At 31.0% G+C, this 16,749-nt stretch carries 21 protein-coding genes; 9 read left to right on the forward strand and 12 right to left on the reverse strand.

From position 1 onward, the window contains the following. Window position 1 precedes the first annotated feature (1 nt). The 3 genes from OLM52_RS06920 to OLM52_RS06930 are packed head-to-tail and all read right to left on the reverse strand — an operon-like array spanning window position 2 to window position 1,685. A complete protein-coding gene (locus OLM52_RS06920; RefSeq protein WP_264550396.1) occupies window positions 2-778 on the reverse strand; it encodes a T9SS type A sorting domain-containing protein in 777 nt (258 codons plus the stop codon). A 6-nt stretch (window positions 779-784) separates the two neighbouring features. Continuing rightward, complete coding sequence (locus tag OLM52_RS06925) at window positions 785-1,297, reverse strand: ankyrin repeat domain-containing protein (protein WP_264550397.1); 513 nt, start codon at window positions 1,295-1,297, stop codon at window positions 785-787. Between the two features lies 1 nt (window position 1,298). Further along, window positions 1,299-1,685 (reverse strand): OB-fold protein, encoded by a 387-nt coding sequence (locus tag OLM52_RS06930; protein WP_264550398.1) that lies wholly within the window; start codon window positions 1,683-1,685, stop codon window positions 1,299-1,301. Between the two features lie 73 nt (window positions 1,686-1,758). Here OLM52_RS06930 and OLM52_RS06935 point away from each other — a divergent pair, with 73 nt between their 5' ends. The 3 genes from OLM52_RS06935 to OLM52_RS06945 are packed head-to-tail and all read left to right on the forward strand — an operon-like array spanning window position 1,759 to window position 3,377. Then, a complete protein-coding gene (locus tag OLM52_RS06935) occupies window positions 1,759-2,121 on the forward strand; it encodes a c-type cytochrome (RefSeq protein ID WP_264550399.1) in 363 nt (120 codons plus the stop codon). Between the two features lie 9 nt (window positions 2,122-2,130). Next, window positions 2,131-2,670 (forward strand): YceI family protein, encoded by a 540-nt coding sequence (locus OLM52_RS06940; protein ID WP_264550400.1) that lies wholly within the window; start codon window positions 2,131-2,133, stop codon window positions 2,668-2,670. A 38-nt stretch (window positions 2,671-2,708) separates the two neighbouring features. Then, complete coding sequence (locus OLM52_RS06945) at window positions 2,709-3,377, forward strand: hypothetical protein (RefSeq protein ID WP_264550401.1); 669 nt, start codon at window positions 2,709-2,711, stop codon at window positions 3,375-3,377. Window positions 3,378-3,692: 315 nt separating this feature from the next. Here the strand turns inward: OLM52_RS06945 and carB are convergent, their stop codons facing one another. Further along, window positions 3,693-6,548: a carbamoyl-phosphate synthase large subunit gene (gene carB, locus OLM52_RS06950; RefSeq protein WP_264550402.1), complete on the reverse strand. Its 2,856-nt coding sequence runs from the start codon at window positions 6,546-6,548 to the stop codon at window positions 3,693-3,695. Between the two features lie 171 nt (window positions 6,549-6,719). Beyond that, window positions 6,720-6,881: a 50S ribosomal protein L34 gene (gene rpmH / locus OLM52_RS06955; protein WP_007136275.1), complete on the reverse strand. Its 162-nt coding sequence runs from the start codon at window positions 6,879-6,881 to the stop codon at window positions 6,720-6,722. 167 nt (window positions 6,882-7,048) lie between these two features. On the opposite strand from rpmH, the gene OLM52_RS06960 reads away from it, so the two are divergent. Then, window positions 7,049-7,564: a DUF2892 domain-containing protein gene (locus tag OLM52_RS06960; protein WP_264550403.1), complete on the forward strand. Its 516-nt coding sequence runs from the start codon at window positions 7,049-7,051 to the stop codon at window positions 7,562-7,564. 139 nt (window positions 7,565-7,703) lie between these two features. After that, window positions 7,704-8,402, forward strand: a complete 699-nt coding sequence (locus OLM52_RS06965) for a TlpA family protein disulfide reductase (protein WP_264550404.1) — start codon at window positions 7,704-7,706, stop codon at window positions 8,400-8,402. Window positions 8,403-8,508: 106 nt separating this feature from the next. Here OLM52_RS06965 and OLM52_RS06970 read toward each other — a convergent pair whose 3' ends face one another. Genes OLM52_RS06970 through OLM52_RS06980 form a run of 3 tightly spaced genes read right to left on the reverse strand, consistent with a single transcriptional unit; the run spans window position 8,509 to window position 10,443 of the window. Continuing rightward, window positions 8,509-8,877 (reverse strand): sulfite exporter TauE/SafE family protein, encoded by a 369-nt coding sequence (locus OLM52_RS06970; RefSeq protein ID WP_264550405.1) that lies wholly within the window; start codon window positions 8,875-8,877, stop codon window positions 8,509-8,511. 10 nt (window positions 8,878-8,887) lie between these two features. Continuing rightward, the gene (locus OLM52_RS06975; RefSeq protein WP_264550406.1) at window positions 8,888-9,778 is read right to left on the reverse strand and encodes a lytic transglycosylase domain-containing protein; all 891 of its coding nucleotides are present in this window, start codon (window positions 9,776-9,778) and stop codon (window positions 8,888-8,890) included. Then, window positions 9,775-10,443: an alpha/beta hydrolase gene (locus OLM52_RS06980; RefSeq protein WP_264550407.1), complete on the reverse strand. Its 669-nt coding sequence runs from the start codon at window positions 10,441-10,443 to the stop codon at window positions 9,775-9,777. Before OLM52_RS06980 ends, OLM52_RS06975 begins: the two co-directional genes overlap by 4 nt. Before the next feature lie 51 nt (window positions 10,444-10,494). Between OLM52_RS06980 and OLM52_RS06985 the strand changes: the two genes are divergently transcribed. Beyond that, window positions 10,495-10,776, forward strand: coding sequence for an N-acetyltransferase (locus tag OLM52_RS06985; RefSeq protein ID WP_264550408.1), 282 nt, complete (start codon window positions 10,495-10,497; stop codon window positions 10,774-10,776). A 39-nt stretch (window positions 10,777-10,815) separates the two neighbouring features. Here the strand turns inward: OLM52_RS06985 and mtaB are convergent, their stop codons facing one another. Next, window positions 10,816-12,159, reverse strand: coding sequence for a tRNA (N(6)-L-threonylcarbamoyladenosine(37)-C(2))-methylthiotransferase MtaB (gene mtaB, locus OLM52_RS06990; RefSeq protein ID WP_264550409.1), 1,344 nt, complete (start codon window positions 12,157-12,159; stop codon window positions 10,816-10,818). A 757-nt stretch (window positions 12,160-12,916) separates the two neighbouring features. Between mtaB and OLM52_RS06995 the strand changes: the two genes are divergently transcribed. Next, complete coding sequence (locus OLM52_RS06995) at window positions 12,917-13,183, forward strand: hypothetical protein (protein WP_264550410.1); 267 nt, start codon at window positions 12,917-12,919, stop codon at window positions 13,181-13,183. On the opposite strand, the gene OLM52_RS07000 is transcribed toward OLM52_RS06995, so the two are convergent. The 3 genes from OLM52_RS07000 to OLM52_RS07010 form a co-directional block, all read right to left on the reverse strand. Next, window positions 13,180-13,506: a hypothetical protein gene (locus OLM52_RS07000; protein WP_264550411.1), complete on the reverse strand. Its 327-nt coding sequence runs from the start codon at window positions 13,504-13,506 to the stop codon at window positions 13,180-13,182. The two genes, OLM52_RS06995 and OLM52_RS07000, sit on opposite strands and share 4 nt — an antisense overlap. Before the next feature lie 2 nt (window positions 13,507-13,508). Continuing rightward, a complete protein-coding gene (locus OLM52_RS07005) occupies window positions 13,509-14,684 on the reverse strand; it encodes a GlmU family protein (RefSeq protein ID WP_264550412.1) in 1,176 nt (391 codons plus the stop codon). 100 nt (window positions 14,685-14,784) lie between these two features. Further along, window positions 14,785-15,036 carry a type B 50S ribosomal protein L31 gene (locus OLM52_RS07010; RefSeq protein ID WP_008256814.1) on the reverse strand — a complete coding sequence of 84 codons (252 nt, stop codon included), beginning with the start codon at window positions 15,034-15,036 and terminating at the stop codon, window positions 14,785-14,787. A 228-nt stretch (window positions 15,037-15,264) separates the two neighbouring features. Here OLM52_RS07010 and OLM52_RS07015 point away from each other — a divergent pair, with 228 nt between their 5' ends. Together OLM52_RS07015 and OLM52_RS07020 are read left to right on the forward strand one after the other, a co-directional pair. Then, window positions 15,265-15,786 carry a DUF4199 domain-containing protein gene (locus OLM52_RS07015; protein ID WP_264550413.1) on the forward strand — a complete coding sequence of 174 codons (522 nt, stop codon included), beginning with the start codon at window positions 15,265-15,267 and terminating at the stop codon, window positions 15,784-15,786. A 2-nt stretch (window positions 15,787-15,788) separates the two neighbouring features. Then, entirely contained in the window at window positions 15,789-16,730 is a 942-nt protein-coding gene (locus OLM52_RS07020) for a glycosyltransferase family 2 protein (RefSeq protein WP_264550414.1), read from the forward strand. Window positions 16,731-16,749: the final 19 nt, after the last annotated feature.

The raw sequence follows: 16,749 nt of genomic DNA on the forward strand, positions 1-16,749 counted from the left end.
ATTAGTTTACAATTACTTTTTTCCAAGTTTTTTCTAAATCATTTTGAAGTTCTACTAGATAAACTCCCGTTTCTAATCCAGAAACATTAATTTCTGCATTAATAGCGTTATCTGTTACTTCTATGGATTTAACAAAACCACCTGTAATTGTATATACGTTAATTTTAGTTAAATTGGTTTTTGCTAAAATCGTAAAATTCCCATTGCTTGGATTAGGATAAAGTTGTGAATCATTTAAAGAAAAACTTTCGGTTCCAAGTGTGAAAGTTCTATCTAAAGTAACATCTCTATTTGCACCACCATGATAAGCCAATCCATAAGTTGCTGAGCTCATTCTAGCCCAAGCAAAATCAATAGATGTATCACTAAAATTAAATGTAAAATCATTTACATCACCCGTATTAAATGCTCTTGTTGCTACAATAGTTCTTAAACCAGCACTTGGTGAATTATTTAAATTTGAGGTAATCGTCCAGTTGTTTGTTGCATCGGTTGTAGGAGTTGAACCTACCCCAACATGTCTTGCATCAACTAAGGTAACATTGTTCCAATAAACTAAATCAGAACCGGCTTCCATTCCGCCTGTGAATGATCCAAATTGAAGTGCAAACCATCTGTCATTTGGCCCGGTTAAAGATAATGTTGCAATAGAAGTTCCACTATCCAGCGTTAAATTTGCCGACATATTTGTGGACAAGGTAACAACTCCTGTCGATTTTTGCTGGGCACTTAACATTGAAATTCCCAATAGTAATAATAAAGTAATTTTGTTTTTCATAGCTAATTATTTTAAAAGATTAATAATTTCTTCGTTTTTGGTAAAAACAGCATATTCAAAAGCTGATCTACCCTCTTTATCTAATAACAATTTGTTGGCATTGTGTTGCAATAACAATTTTATAATCGAAATATTTTTGAATTGTACCGCATACATCAACGCAGAAATTCCAGCTTCATTCGTTAAATCAGGATTTGCACCATTTTGAAGTAATAATTCGGTCATTTTAAAATTCCCCTTAACTGTTGAAGCCATTAAAGCAGTTCCTTCAGATGATAAAAAATCAACATTTGCTTTATTATCAATTAAAAAAACAACCATATCAATATTTCCGCTGTAACAAGCTAAAATCAAAGGCGAAAAACCATGTTGATTTATTTCATTAATACTATTTGGCTTTTCCGAAATCCATTTTTTTGCTTCTTCAATAGTACCCTTTCGAGCAATATTAAAAAACGTATTTTCTTGAGAAAAACAAGTACAACTACAAAATAAAAAAAGGAATAAAATATACTTCATGCTATTTGATTACTGAACATTCGTCCATTTTAAATTCTTCTAATAAATCATCATATCCTATAAACCTACCTTTTAATTTTATACTATCATTTAGATTTAATGAAACTCCACTTTCTTTCAGAATAGCAGACAAAGAAGTATCTACAGACAATATTCTATTTGCCAAATCTAAACTGGTAATTTTTCCGTAAATGACAATAGTTTTATCAAGGTATTTTGCATTTGCAAGGCTATCGTTTTTTCTGTAATCATTTTTCAAATCAATAACAGAAATAGCAAACGATTCCTTTTCATTCGAAATATCACGATGGCTTTTGTATACATAATTATATATTAAAACCGCAGTTATAATCACAAAAAAACAAACTATTAACAACTTTTTTTTCATTATACTAATTTTTATACAAATTTAATTAAATTTATTTAACTTTATCAATTATTATTTTTATCCAAAAAACGCTATGAAAAACAAAATTAATTTATTCATTTTATCTGGATTTGTTGTCTTTACAAGTTGCACAACAGATAGTATTTCAGACTTAACTGAGCCAACCAACCTCAACGAGGTTACTTACACTTCGGCTGTTAAATCTATTATTGATAGCAATTGCATTGTTTGTCATGGAGATATTCCAACAAATGGAGCACCTATGTCTTTAACCACATACGAAAATGTTAAGGAAGCGGTTTTGAACCGAAACTTATTAGATAGAATATCAAGAACCGAAGGAACGTCAGGCGCAATGCCTTTAGGCGGACCAAGATTACCACAAAACGATATCAATGCTATTACTACTTGGATTGACAACAATTTTCCACAATAAAATAAAACTATGAAAATTAAATTAGTACTCCCGATACTTTTTCTGAGCATTTTGACAATGGCTCAAGAAAAAATGATTACAAAAAGCGGCACAATTACATTTGAAGCATCAGTTCCCGCTTTTGAAGAAGTAAAAGCTAAAAATTCAGGTGCATCATGTGTTTTAAATACTAAAACTGGTGAAATTGCCTCGTTAGCATTAATGAAAGGATTTAAATTTAAAGTTGCCTTAATGGAAGAACACTTTAACGAGAATTATGTGGAGAGCGCAAAATATCCTAAAGCTACGTTTAAAGGAAAAGTAGAAAACTTTGATTATTCTAAAGTTACAACTTCTTTTCAAAATTATACACTCAAAGGAAAACTTGAACTTCATGGAAAAACCAAAGACATTTCTATAATTGCTAAAATTAGAAAAAACAAGGATGGATTAGAAATTAGTTCTAATTTTTCAGTTAATAGTGATGACTTTGATATTGAAATTCCTAGTGTTGTTAGTAAAAAAGTTTCTAAAAAAGTAAATGTTTCATTAGATTTCTTACTGAAATAAATTATTTTCTTACTTTTACGGAACAAAAATCTATACAAATGAAAAAAATAACAAAAATTGCATTCGCATTCTTTCTATTAGCGAGTGTTTCTATGAATGCTCAAACTGCATTAAAGAAAGGTTCTGTAACTTATAAAATGACCATGACTGGAAATGACGAAGCTGCAGCTATGATGGGCGAAAGCACAATATCTGTTCATTTTGATGAAAAAAATCAAGCAACAGATATGAACATGATGGGCGGAATGATGACAATGAAAACCATTACTCCAGTTGGAAATCTTAAAGATGCAAAAATGGCTATTGAAGTGATGGGCATGAAATATGAAATTATTGAAATTGGCGAAGAAGCTTTAAAAGCAAATAAAGGTTTAGGCAATTTAGAAAATGCTTTAGAAGTTAGTTACGATAAAAAAGATACTAAAGAAATTGCAGGTTTTAAATGCTACAAAGCAACTGTAAAAATGAACGATGGTACTTCAAGCGACTTTTATATTACGGACGGAATTGCACCTCAACAAACAGAAGAAACTAAAGTTAAGCTTGCTGGATATCCTTTAGAAGTTAAAGTTACAACCGAGCAAGGTGAAATGTTGATGACGGCGACTTCTTTTTCAAAAGAGTTACCTAAGGATTGTTTTACAATTGGCGAAGGATACACTAAAGTAACCATGGAAGAATTCCAAAAACAAATGGGAGGTATGTAATATTTACCAAAATAATTATCAAAAGACATCATTAATTGATGTCTTTTTTTTTGCTCAGCAATCAAAATAAGCGCTTTTTATTTTAAAAAAATTAAATTTTAAAACAACAACCCCAGTAAACACTGGAAAAAAAAATTGAAAATGTACAGAAAATCTGTAACTGACTTGTAAAAAGAGTTCTTAAATTGCCATAAGAAAATCAAGCAAATGTTAAGCAAATAAAATTTCAAAAATAACTTCTTTGTAGACTTTAGGGGTAGAGTTTGCAAATAAAAAATCCCAATCATTCGATTGGGATTTTCTTATTTATAAGTATTATTTGGTCAAGTACATTTTCCTTCTTGCATACAAATCATAGAATTGATCATCTTTTAAATCGTCTATGAATAAGATACTTTCACCTGTTGATTTCATTTCTGGTCCTAATGCCTTATTTACATTTGGAAACTTACTAAAAGAAAAAACAGGTTGTTTAATTGCATATCCTTTTAATTGCGGATTGAAAGTAAAATCAGTTACTTTATTATGACCCAACATTACTTTTGTTGCATAATTTACATACGGTTCGCCATACGCCTTTGCAATAAATGGAACGGTACGAGAAGCTCTTGGGTTGGCCTCAATAATATATACTGTATCATCTTTAATCGCAAACTGAATATTGATTAAACCTACAGTTTGTAATGCTCTAGCAATTTTTTCGGTGTGGTCTTTAATTTGTTGCATCACAAATTCACCCAAGTTAAACGGAGGCAATGTTGCATTACTATCGCCCGAATGCACACCACAAGGTTCAATGTGCTCCATAATTCCTATGATGTACACATTTCCATCAGCATCGCAAATTGCATCTGCTTCAGCTTCTATGGCACCATCTAAATAATGGTCTAATAGTAATTTATTTCCAGGAATAGATTTTAATAAATCTATTACGTGTTCTTCTAATTCTTGTTTGTTAATTACAATCTTCATTCCTTGTCCACCCAACACATAGGAAGGACGAACCAATAATGGAAAATCTAATGTATCCGCTAATACAGAAGCTTCTTCTGCGCTTTCAGCAATTCCAAATTGAGGAAATGGAATCTTCAAATCAGTTAATAAATCTGAGAAACGACCTCTATCTTCGGCTAAATCTAAAGCGTCAAATGAAGTTCCTAAAATTTTGATTCCGTATTTTGCTAATTTTTCTGCTAATTTTAAAGCCGTTTGTCCTCCTAACTGAACGATTACACCTTCTGGTTTTTCGTGTTGGATGATATCGTAAATATGTTCCCAGAAAACAGGCTCGAAGTATAATTTATCTGCGGTATCAAAATCGGTTGAAACCGTTTCTGGATTACAGTTAATCATAATGGTTTCATAACCACATTCTTTAGCCGCTAAAACGCCGTGAACACATGAATAATCAAACTCAATTCCTTGTCCAATTCGGTTAGGTCCCGAACCTAAAACCACTACTTTTTTCTTATCAGTAACGATACTTTCGTTGTGAACATATTTAGTTCCATCTGCTTTTTCAATTTCAGCTTCAAAAGTTGAGTAGAAATAAGGCGTTACCGCTTTAAATTCTGCCGCACAAGTATCTACTAATTTGTAAACACGTTTGATGTTTTGATCTTCACGTAATTTGTGTACTTGACTTTCCAAACACCCCATCATGTGCGCAATTTGTCGGTCGCCATAGCCTTTTTGTTTTGCTTCTAAAAGCAATTCTCTTGGTAAAGTATCTACTTTGAAATTCGAAATTTCTCTTTCTAAATGGAATAATTCTTCATATTGCTTTAAGAACCACATGTCAATTTTCGTAATCTCGTGAATTCTAGAAAGCGGAATTCCCATGGCAATGGCATCATAAATTACAAAAACTCTATCCCAACTCGCAAAAGTCAGTTTTTCTATGATTTGTTCGTAATTTTTATATCCTTTTCCGTCTGCTCCTAATCCGTTACGTTTGATTTCAAGAGACTGCGTAGCCTTGTGAAGCGCTTCTTGAAACGAACGCCCAATTCCCATTACTTCTCCAACCGATTTCATTTGAAGTCCTAACGTTCTATCGGAACCTTCAAATTTATCAAAGTTCCATCTTGGAATTTTTACGATTACATAATCTAAAGTTGGCTCAAATAAAGCCGAAGTAGATTTTGTAATTTGATTTTGTAATTCATCTAAATTATAACCTAAAGCTAATTTTGTAGCAATTTTAGCAATTGGGTACCCCGTAGCTTTTGATGCTAATGCCGAAGAACGCGATACACGAGGATTAATTTCAATCGCAACAATATCTTCTTTATCATCTGGTGAAACTGCGAATTGCACGTTACAACCTCCAGCAAAATTTCCGATAGAACGCATCATTAAAATCGCCATATCACGCATTTTTTGGAACGTGGTATCAGATAAAGTCATTGCTGGCGCTACTGTAATCGAATCTCCCGTATGAATTCCCATTGGATCCATATTTTCAATTGTACAGATAATAACTACGTTGTCATTACTATCGCGTAATAATTCCAACTCATATTCTTTCCAACCCATTAAAGCCTTGTCTATCAACACTTCGTGAATTGGAGATGCTTCTAAACCATAGGTTAAAGCTCCATCAAAATCTTCTTTTTTGTAAACAATTGCTGCTCCAGTTCCTCCTAATGTAAACGAAGGACGAATTACCAATGGAAAACCAAATTCCTGAGCAATTTCTTTTCCTTGTAAGAAAGAGTTAGCCGTTTTAGCTGGTGCTTGCGGAATTCCGATTTTATTTAATAAGTTTTTGAATTGCTCTCTATCTTCAGTTATATTAATAGCATTGATATCTACACCTATCAAGCGTACTCCAAAATCTTTCCAAATTCCTTTTTCATCCGCTTCAATACAAAGATTTAAAGCTGTCTGTCCTCCCATCGTTGGTAAAACAGCATCAATTTGTGGATGTGCTTTTAGGATTTCGATGATTGATTTAGTGGTAAGGGGTTTTAGGTAAACATGATCAGCCATTGATGGGTCGGTCATAATCGTTGCAGGATTAGAGTTAATTAAAATAACTTCAATTCCTTCTTCACGAAGTGAACGAGCCGATTGTGAACCTGCATAGTCAAATTCGCAAGCTTGACCAATAACGATAGGTCCTGATCCAATAATTAATACCGATTTGATTGTTGTGTCTTTAGGCATTGTGTGTTGTTTTGCAGTTTATTGTTGTAGTTTTATAGGGTATAAAATTACTAAAGTTAAAGGGGGTTTGTATTATGATTCACCTCAAACTTATTCAAATTTTATAAACAGTTTAAAAAAAAGCCGCTACTAATAAAAGTAACGGCTGATATATTGTTTTAAGCTAAAACATTATTTTTTGTGTCTTGGTTCGCAAGAAACAGTTAACTTATGTCTTCCTTTAGCTCTTCTACGAGCAAGCACTTTTCTTCCATTAGCAGAAGCCATTCTATCCATGAAACCGTGCTTATTTCTTCTTTTTCTTTTTGATGGTTGAAACGTTCTCTTACTCATTGTAGTATCTTTTAAAATCTATAAATAAAAATCTTTTTTAAAACTCATAGGTTTCCTGTCCTGAAAACCGAGTGCAAATATACAAAGACTTTTTTCATTCGCAAGTACTTTTTTAAAAATATTTTTAATTGATTTTATTACCTTTGCATCAAACAAAAAATAACAATATGTTTCACAAAAATATCAAATTAGTTTTAGCTGCGTTAATTATTGCTTTCGGAATTTATCAGTTTACTGAAAGTAACATTGGAAATGGAATTTTCTTATTATTGCTTTCTACCATTTTTATTTTCTTATATTTCAAAAACGAATTCATTTTACTAGCTTTTTTAAAATTAAGAAAGCAAGATTTTCCTGGTGCACAAAAATGGTTATCCTATATTAAAAATCCTGAAGCTGCTTTGGTAAAAAAACAACAAGGTTATTTTAATTACTTACACGGCTTAATGGTTTCCCAAACCAACTTAAACGAAGCTGAAAAATATTTCAAAAAAGCAATCGCTCTAGGATTGTCTATGGATCAAGATTTAGCTCTAGCAAAATTACAATTAGCGGGAATTGCTATGACACGTAGAAGAAAAATTGAAGCAACTAACTTATTGAATGAAGCTAAGAAATTAGACAAACAAAATATGCTAAAAGATCAGATTAAAATGATGAAAGATCAAATGAAAAAAATGTAACTATTTCATTTTCAATACACAAAAGCACCTTTCGAGGTGCTTTTTTTGTTAGTTTAACGAGTTTTTTGTGTTTTTTACCGAGTTTTTTACAGCTAATCAATTAGATTTCATAGCTTTATGTGTATAAAACAAGTAGGTTATGAAACAGTTTTACTTGTATTTTTTTATTTTCTTTTATTCGTTTAGTTCATTTGCGAACAAAGATTCTATTGTTTCATTCTCAACGGCTGTTAAAAAAAATATTAAACAATATATAAGTTACAGCAATAAAGCCTATTCAAAAAAAGATTACATAAAAGCTACTTATTTATATGATTCATTGGTTTCTAATACATTAGTAGGAACACAATTTGATGATTTTTCGTTTAAAAGAATTGGGAAAAAGAAATTACAATTGAGTTCGATTAAAATTCCTACCTTAATTTTTACTTATGCCTCTTGGTGTGTGATTGAAAAAGGAGAAATTCCGGCATTGAATAAAATGGCACAAGATTATAAAGGTAGAATTAAAATTGTTGTTATTTTTTGGGATAAGAAACAAAACATGAAAAAGATAGCTCGAAAATTTAATAGTCAAATTGAAGTTTGCTATGCACATGAAAGTTATTCAAAAGATCAAGTAGTCATAAAATTATTAAAAAAGACTCTTGGATTTCCTACTTCCTATTATTTAGATGCTTCAAGAACCGTAGTTTCAATTAAAAAAAGAAGTTCAAAACCATTGTATAAAATAGATTTTAAAACTTCGTTAGATAATTGTTTAACGGCATTAAATACTGATATAAATTCGTTATTAGTTGCCAATAGTTTAAACGAAACAAGATTAGCAACGCATTAATAATTTTATTTTCTTCCACATAGAAAACAGTTTGAGAGACGATTATAATGTTTTCATGGTCTCAACTCCTTTAATTACAATACAACTGACTTTCTATGTGGATTTTTTATTTTTCCAAAAGCATTTTTCCAGCAATCAAAAGCAAGATAACACCAAATATTTTCTTTAACATTCTTTGATCTAATCCTATGGCAATTTTACTTCCGAAATAACCGCCAATAACAAAAAATACTGCGATTATAGCCGCATACCGCCAATCTATATATCCTTCTTTGTAGTAACTATAAACCGCGACTGCTGTAACTGGAACAACCAAAACTGCTAAACTAGTTCCTTGTGCTTGGTGCTGAGAAAATCCTAATAGTAAAACCAGCAACGGAACCATAATTACGCCACCTCCTACTCCAACTAACCCACTTAGAATTCCAGCTAAAATTCCAATTAAGACTAATGACAATATGATTTGAATGCTCATTGGCCGTTTATTATTTGTTATATCCTGAAGTTGGGATTTCGATTTCATATTTTTTACCTGAAGTATTGGTTAGTTTTTTATCTCTTAACCAAGGGTTGTGAATTTTTAAAATCTTATAGTTCACGCCTTGTGATTTTGCAAATTGCGCCAAATCGGTAATACTACTGTCGATTACTAATTTGCGCGTGGGAATATTGTAATACAAAGCTTCTTTTGGAATTGAAAATCCATATTTTTCAGAATTTTTCATAATTTCTTTCAATGCTAAAATTCGGAAAACATAACGCGACGTTTCTTCGGTGAGTAATAAATCGTAATAATCATCAACATGTTGCTCTTTCATTTTATTACTAATCCCTGCCATTCCACCATTATAAGAAGCGGCAGCTAATGTCCAAGAACCAAATTTTTCTTTAGCAACTAATAAATACTTACAAGCGGCTTCGGTTGATTTTTCTAAATGATAACGTTCGTCTACTTCATCGCTCACTTCCATTCCTTTTTCTTTTGCAGTTGCTGGCATAAATTGCCAAACACCTCTTGCTCCAGCTGGTGAAACTGCGTTAACCAAACTACTTTCAATTACTGCCAAATATTTAAAATCATCTGGAACTCCATATTTTGCCAAAATGGGTTCAATAATAGGAAAAACTTTATTCGCACGTTTGATAACCAAAGTGGTATTTGTGTGATAATTCATATTGGTAATCATTTCTTTATCCAAGCGCTCCTGAACATCTGCAATAAATGTTGGCACATCTTCTCCCGAAAAATCCATTTTCAAATTATATCCAACAGGAGAAAATTTTGCTTTATCTGCAACTACCCCATAAATTAAGAAACTTGCCAATAAAGCAACCATTCCTAAAATTACTCCTTTCTTCGTTATATACTTTTTCATTGTATTTCGTTTAAAATTAATTTGGGTAAATTTTCATTTAACCACTTAAATTTGTTAATAATCATTATGTGCGTTCCGCCTTTAATCACAATACTATTTTGAATGTGTTTTATTGGAAAAACTTCATCAGCATCACCATGAATATGAACTACATTAGCATCGGCTTTTTTTTGCGACCAAGTCAATACGTTTTCAATAGCCCAATCTAAATATTTTTTATCTCTTACCGATAAATATTTTTCATAAAGTTTTAATCTTTTTGCAACTATGTTGTTACCAAAAGCATATTTGACTAATAATTCAATATTTGACAATAACTGTGTTGGCAATAATTTATATGCTTTTGTCATTCCAGCTATTTTTAATCTAGGTGGAAACTCTTCATTTGATTTAACGCTTGAAATAATAATAACTTTTCGCGTTTTAATGAGTTTTGCCATTTCTTGCACCAAAATCCCTCCAAAAGAAACACCAATCAAAACTGGATTTTCCTGGGAAATTTTTTCTGTCATTCGAAGTGCATAACTTTCGATACTTTCTTTATCATTGGGCAAAAACCATTCCAAAAAATACATTTCAAATTGATCTTTTGGCAAAGCAATATTTTCAAAAATAGTTGAACTTGCCGCTAAACCTGGCATAAAATAAATTGGAATCTTACTCATGGTTACAATATGGAAAAAGTTTTGTAAATTTGCACTCTAATTGAAGTTATCATGGAAATCAAAGATAATGAACTTTTAAGACAATTTGAAATAATAACCCCTACAGGTTTAGTTGCAATTGAATATTCCATTCAAGAACGAAAATTGTTTTTAACGAAATTTTGCGCCAATACAAACGAGGACGAAGAGTTACACAACGAATTTATAATCAATGTGCTTGGCATTGCTGAAGAACGAAAATTAAAAGTAGTTCCTACACATGCTAAATTTATAAGTTTCTTTAGAAAAAACAGGAGATATAGAGAACTTTTGCCTCCAGGAATTATGATTTAAATCCTAAAAAAGCCAATATAAAATTCCAAATTCCACTGATTAATCTATTGGAATTTGGAATTTTTCATTTTGGAATTGTAACCTTACACTTCCATCTTCGTCAATTTTTGTTAATTCTATATTGTGCAAAGAATTTACCAATTCTGGGTTCCATGGTGTTTTTACTTTTACATAATTTTCGGTAAAACCATGAATGTAGCCTTCTTTATTTTCACTTTCAAATAAAACTGTTCTCTTGCTACCAATTTGGCTTTCATAAAACGCTCTTCTTTTCTTTACAGAAAGTCCACGAAGCATTTTACTTCTTTTTGAACGCACATTGGCTGGCACTACTCCATCCATTGCTACTGCTTCTGTATTATCTCTTTCCGAATAAGTAAATACATGTAAATAAGAAATATCTAAATCATTTAAAAAATGGTAGGTATCTAAAAAATGCTCATCTGTTTCACCTGGAAAGCCTACAATAACATCAACTCCAATACAAGCATGTGGCATTACTTCACGAATTTTTGCGACACGTTCAGTATATACTTCACGTTGATAACGGCGTTTCATTTTTTTTAAAATTTCGTTTGAACCTGATTGCAATGGAATATGAAAATGTGGCACGAATGTTCGACTTTTAGAAACAAAATCGATAGTTTCGTTTTTTAACAGATTTGGCTCGATGGAAGAAATTCGTAATCGTTCGATACCTTCAACTTCGTCAAGTGCTTTTACTAAATCTAAAAAAGTGTGTTCGTGTTTTTTATTTCCGAATTCGCCTTTTCCATAATCTCCGATATTTACACCTGTTAACACAATTTCTTTAATCCCTTGTTGAGAAATTTCGGAAGCATTTTTTAATACATTTTCCAATGCATCACTTCGAGAAATTCCTCTCGCTAATGGAATTGTGCAATATGTACATTTGTAATCGCAACCATCTTGCACTTTTAAAAATGCACGAGTTCTATCGCCAATCGAATAACTTCCTACGTAAAAATCGGCTTCTTCGATTTCGCATGAATGCACTTCACCCATGTCGTTTTTAGACAAATCATTAATGTAATCGGTGATTTTGAATTTTTCTGTTGCGCCTAAAACCAAGTCCACACCGTCAACTGCTGCTAATTCTTCTGGCTTTAATTGGGCATAACAACCAACAGCTGCAACAAATGCTTTATTGTTAAGCTTCATTGCTTTTTTTACAATCTGTTTAAATTGTTTATCGGCATTATCAGTAACCGAACATGTATTGATTACATAGATATCTGCAATTTCTTCAAAATCAACACGTTCAAATCCTTCATTTTGAAAATCACGTGCAATAGTAGATGTTTCTGAGAAGTTCAATTTGCATCCTAAAGTATAAAATGCGACTTTTTTCTTGTTTTCCATAAATAAAACTCAATTGATGAAATCGTTGTCAAAAAATTGAGTCTGCAAATTTAAAAACAAAATTTTGTTTATGAGTGATTTAAGATGCTAAAAAACAGAAAAATAAAAAGACCTAATGAAAATTAGGCCTTTTTTCTAAAAACTTTAATTTCCCCCTACAGAAATAAAATCTTTTATTATTGATTCAAATGTAGATAAGTTATTGACACCTCATATACCTAAAGTAATAAGTGTACCTTTTTATTTAATAAGTGTTGATTTTTTAATCTTTAATTTTTTTTCTAATGAAAATAGCAACGTAATTTATACCGTAGTCGTATAAAATTATTGCATATGTAATAAAAACTATTCATAAATAAAACAAAAAAAGGTCTAACATTACTGTTAGACCCTTTTGAAAAAAATCCCTATTGTCCCCCTACAGAAATAAAAATTTTCATTATCTATGAGACGAAATTAAGAGACTCTACCTAAACAACCAAATTAAAAGCTATAAGTAAAAAAATTTTACTCATATTTAAAAAAATGGCCCATTAGATAAATAAATGCCGTAGTGTTTTTACAATAAAGATGGAAATTTAAACAAAAATTCTTTAAAATCAATTTTAAAAAAACAACTTAAAACAAGATTTCGATTCATAAAATTTTATTTTTCTGTAACTTTATATCAATACATTTCGTAAAACAAACAATCCCATAGCAGGATTAAACTTTTACAATCTTATTTTCAATATTCAATTTACTTAAAAGATATACTATGGCGGGAGAAGGTGCAATGATGCAAGCAATAAAAAGCTTAGCTTACAATAAATCATTAAGAGGAAATCGCAATCGAACAAGTTGGAAAGAGTACAAAAACCAAAACAACAAACCATTAGAAGATCACATTAAAGCAACACCTGAATTGTTAAAAGAGATAAGTACTCGTTTACAGGCCGAAAACAAAAAAAGAAAAAAGCAGCAAATTATCTTTGTTACTTCTATGGTTATTGTTTTAATTTTTATGATGTATTATTTCAATTAATCTATTTCTTTTTTTCCAATATCTTGGATAGAATCTTTTACTGTGACCACATCTCTTTCCCAAACTTTCTCTAAGAGAAAATAAAACAGATAACATGCTAAAAGACCTATAGGAATTCCCATTAAATTGATTAGATAGTTATTGAAATTAATTGTCAAATCAAATAAATCGTCTAGAATTCCTAATACAAATCCACATAAAAATTGGCTAAAAAAATACACCAGAACACCTAAAATTGCATAAAGCCATTTATTTTGATTGAATTTTTCTGCCAGTTGATAAAAAAATTTGCCTATCCAATAAAAAAGTACAATTCCCAACATAATTACTCCTTTCTATATTTTTTGGTTTCTTCAAAAACGTGTTCTAATATTTTTGCATCTTCCTCTAAAAATGCAACATTTCTACGCGCCATAACAATTTTTGCTGTTTGAAATGCCTTACTTGTTAAATAGGTTGTAAATCCAGAAGCACCACCCCAAGAAAAACTTGGCACAAAATTTCTTGGAAAACCAGCACCAAAAATATTTGTTGAAACACCTACAACAGTTCCAGTGTTGAACATGGTATTAATTCCGCATTTGCTGTGATCGCCCATCATTAAACCGCAAAATTGCAATCCTGTACGTGCAAAACCTTCTGTTTCATAACTCCACAAACGCACTTCTTCGTAGTTGTTTTTTAAGTTGGAATTGTTAGAATCGGCACCAATATTACACCATTCGCCTAAAACCGAATTTCCTAAAAAACCATCGTGTCCTTTATTAGAATAACCAAATAAAACCGAATTACTTACTTCTCCACCAATAACAGAATGTGGCCCAACAGTTGTAGCGCCATATACTTTTGAAGCTAATTTTACTCTACCCGATTCACACAAAGCAAAAGGTCCGCGAATAACTGAACCCTCCATTATTTCTGCATTTTTTCCAATGTAGATAGGTCCAGTTGAAGCATTTAAAGTTACAAATTCTAACTTTGCGCCTTCTTCAATAAATATATTTTCTGAAGCAATTACATTAACTGATTTAGGAATTGGTTGTGAAGTTCTATCTTCTGTAAGCAAATCGAAATCTTCACGCAAGGCAACATCATTTTTTGCAAAAATATCCCATGTATTTTCGATTCTTAAAACCTCTCCTTCATAATAAACTACATCATAATCATCAAAATTAACTTCTTCTTGCGTATCATTTGTATAAAAAGCAATGATTTCATCTCCCAGAATTATAGCTTGATTACTTTCTAAATTCTGAACCATTTCAATGAGAATTGGATTTGGCAAAAACGAAGCGTTAATCATAACATTTTGTTCCATTTCTACCATTGGATATTTTTCCATCAAATATTCTTCGGTCAACGTTGTTGTGGTGGTTCCAAGGTATTTTTCCCATTTTTCACGAATGGTTAAAATCCCAACACGAATATCAGCAACTGGGCGTGTAAAAGTAAACGGAAGTAAGGCATTGCGTACGGTTCCGTCAAAAAGTATATAATTCATTTGAAAATTTATTAATTCTGAATATCAAAAATACAATTTATTCCATAAAAAAAGCTCCACAAAATGTGAAGCTTTCTTATTATTTTGAAAAAGCAAAAAATTATTTAGCTTTTTTAGCGTATTTGCTGTTGAATTTATCAATACGACCTGCAGTATCGATAAGTTTAGATTTACCTGTGTAAAAAGGGTGAGAAGTTCTTGAAATCTCCATTTTGAAAACTGGATACTCAACACCTTCGTGAGTAATAGTTTCTTTAGTTTCTACTGTAGATTTAGTAATAAAAACATCTTCGTTTGACATGTCTTTGAATGCTACTAATCTGTAATTTTCTGGGTGGATACCTTTTTGCATAATGTAAATCTTTTTTTTATTAAGCGATTATAATTTGTTTCGCGGCTCCGCATTTGCAGAGGTGTAAACATTTTAGAACCTTTTGTTTATAAACTTTTTATTTCTAGCCTGCAAAATTACATTTAATTTTTAATTTACCAATGTTTCTGTAACTTTTTTTTATTTTTTATCTCTAATTGAGTAACGATTAGAATTCTTATATTTGTAAATTAATTAAAAATAGAAATTATGGAAAATAAAAATACAATAAAAAAGTTAATAATAACTTATGGAATTATTCTTGGACTTTCTACTGTTTTTGTATCGGTGATTAAATATGCTTTTGGGAACTATTTAGAAAAGAGTTTCATAGAATCTATAATCGGTTTTACTCTTATGATAGTATTAATAGTATATCCAATTAAATTATTAAAAAAAGAAAACAAAGGCTATTTAAAATTAAGTGAAGCTTTAAAGATTGGTCTTGGAATTTCTGTTATTTCAGGATTAATTTCAGTCTTATATATTTATGTATTTGCTAATTTTATTGAACCAGATTTTATAAATAATATTTTAAATATGGAGGTCGATAAATTGAAAAAATCAAGCATAACTACTTCAGATTTAAAGAAGAGTGTAGAAATGATGAAAAATTATATGTATCCAATGATGATAGCTGGAATTATAATTATGAATCTATTCGTAGGTTTTTTAATTTCTTTAATAACAGGTTTGGCATTAAAAAAAGAGCAACCAATTTTTGAAAATTAAAAATGAATTTATCAATAGTTATCCCATTATTAAACGAACAAGAATCGTTACCCGAATTACACAATTGGATTGTGAAAGTTATGAATACTCATAACTTTTCTTATGAAATCCTTTTTATTGATGATGGTAGTACAGATGCTTCTTGGCAAACTATTTCACAGCTTTCAAATGAAAATCCGAATGTAAAAGGAATCCGTTTTCTTAGAAATTACGGGAAATCACAAGCATTACACGCTGGCTTTGCCAAAGCGCAAGGTGACGTGATTATTACAATGGATGCTGATTTACAAGACAGTCCAGATGAAATTCCAGAATTATTTCGTTTAATTACAGAAGACAACTATGATTTGGTTTCAGGTTGGAAAAAAAAGCGCTATGATTCAGTTGTAGCGAAAAATATTCCATCTAAGTTATTCAATTGGGCTGCTCGAAAAACATCTGGAGTTCATCTGAATGATTTCAATTGCGGATTAAAAGCCTATAAAAACATCGTGATCAAAAACATTGAAGTTTCAGGCGAAATGCACCGATACATTCCCGTTTTAGCAAAAAATGCTGGATTTGGTAAAATAGGTGAAAAAATTGTAATTCATCAAGCTAGGAAATATGGCAATTCTAAATTTGGAATGAGTCGTTTCATCAATGGGTTTTTAGATTTAATTACGATTTGGTTTTTATCAACCTTCGGAAAACGACCAATGCACCTTTTTGGATTATTGGGTTCTATCATGTTTATAATTGGATTTTTATTCGCTTTCTATTTAGGAATCGACAAATTATTCATCAACACATCAGGAAGATTAATAACTGAAAGACCGCAATTTTATTTATCGCTAACCGCAATGTTAATTGGAACGCAATTATTCTTAGCCGGATTTTTAGGTGAAATTATCCTACGAACCAAAAACAACGAGGAACGTTATAAGATTTCAGAAGTATTATAGTTTTAAACTACTATCACAA

Origin of the sequence: Flavobacterium sp. N2820 (genome assembly GCF_025947285.1) — a bacterium.
GTDB lineage: Bacteria > Bacteroidota > Bacteroidia > Flavobacteriales > Flavobacteriaceae > Flavobacterium.

Coding starts and splice junctions, on each gene's coding strand:
- OLM52_RS07005 (WP_264550412.1), bottom strand. CDS start 14,684: ATGAATTATATACTTTTTGACGGAACCGTACGCAATGCCTTACTTCCG.
- OLM52_RS06935 (WP_264550399.1), top strand. CDS start 1,759: ATGAAAAACAAAATTAATTTATTCATTTTATCTGGATTTGTTGTCTTT.
- OLM52_RS06975 (WP_264550406.1), bottom strand. CDS start 9,778: ATGAAAAAGTATATAACGAAGAAAGGAGTAATTTTAGGAATGGTTGCT.
- OLM52_RS07000 (WP_264550411.1), bottom strand. CDS start 13,506: ATGTTGGGAATTGTACTTTTTTATTGGATAGGCAAATTTTTTTATCAA.
- OLM52_RS06980 (WP_264550407.1), bottom strand. CDS start 10,443: ATGAGTAAGATTCCAATTTATTTTATGCCAGGTTTAGCGGCAAGTTCA.
- carB (WP_264550402.1), bottom strand. CDS start 6,548: ATGCCTAAAGACACAACAATCAAATCGGTATTAATTATTGGATCAGGA.
- OLM52_RS07010 (WP_008256814.1), bottom strand. CDS start 15,036: ATGCAAAAAGGTATCCACCCAGAAAATTACAGATTAGTAGCATTCAAA.
- OLM52_RS06970 (WP_264550405.1), bottom strand. CDS start 8,877: ATGAGCATTCAAATCATATTGTCATTAGTCTTAATTGGAATTTTAGCT.
- OLM52_RS07020 (WP_264550414.1), top strand. CDS start 15,789: ATGAATTTATCAATAGTTATCCCATTATTAAACGAACAAGAATCGTTA.
- mtaB (WP_264550409.1), bottom strand. CDS start 12,159: ATGGAAAACAAGAAAAAAGTCGCATTTTATACTTTAGGATGCAAATTG.
- OLM52_RS06930 (WP_264550398.1), bottom strand. CDS start 1,685: ATGAAAAAAAAGTTGTTAATAGTTTGTTTTTTTGTGATTATAACTGCG.
- OLM52_RS06920 (WP_264550396.1), bottom strand. CDS start 778: ATGAAAAACAAAATTACTTTATTATTACTATTGGGAATTTCAATGTTA.
- OLM52_RS06965 (WP_264550404.1), top strand. CDS start 7,704: ATGAAACAGTTTTACTTGTATTTTTTTATTTTCTTTTATTCGTTTAGT.
- OLM52_RS06985 (WP_264550408.1), top strand. CDS start 10,495: ATGGAAATCAAAGATAATGAACTTTTAAGACAATTTGAAATAATAACC.
- OLM52_RS06960 (WP_264550403.1), top strand. CDS start 7,049: ATGTTTCACAAAAATATCAAATTAGTTTTAGCTGCGTTAATTATTGCT.
- OLM52_RS06925 (WP_264550397.1), bottom strand. CDS start 1,297: ATGAAGTATATTTTATTCCTTTTTTTATTTTGTAGTTGTACTTGTTTT.
- OLM52_RS06995 (WP_264550410.1), top strand. CDS start 12,917: ATGGCGGGAGAAGGTGCAATGATGCAAGCAATAAAAAGCTTAGCTTAC.
- OLM52_RS07015 (WP_264550413.1), top strand. CDS start 15,265: ATGGAAAATAAAAATACAATAAAAAAGTTAATAATAACTTATGGAATT.
- rpmH (WP_007136275.1), bottom strand. CDS start 6,881: ATGAGTAAGAGAACGTTTCAACCATCAAAAAGAAAAAGAAGAAATAAG.
- OLM52_RS06940 (WP_264550400.1), top strand. CDS start 2,131: ATGAAAATTAAATTAGTACTCCCGATACTTTTTCTGAGCATTTTGACA.
- OLM52_RS06945 (WP_264550401.1), top strand. CDS start 2,709: ATGAAAAAAATAACAAAAATTGCATTCGCATTCTTTCTATTAGCGAGT.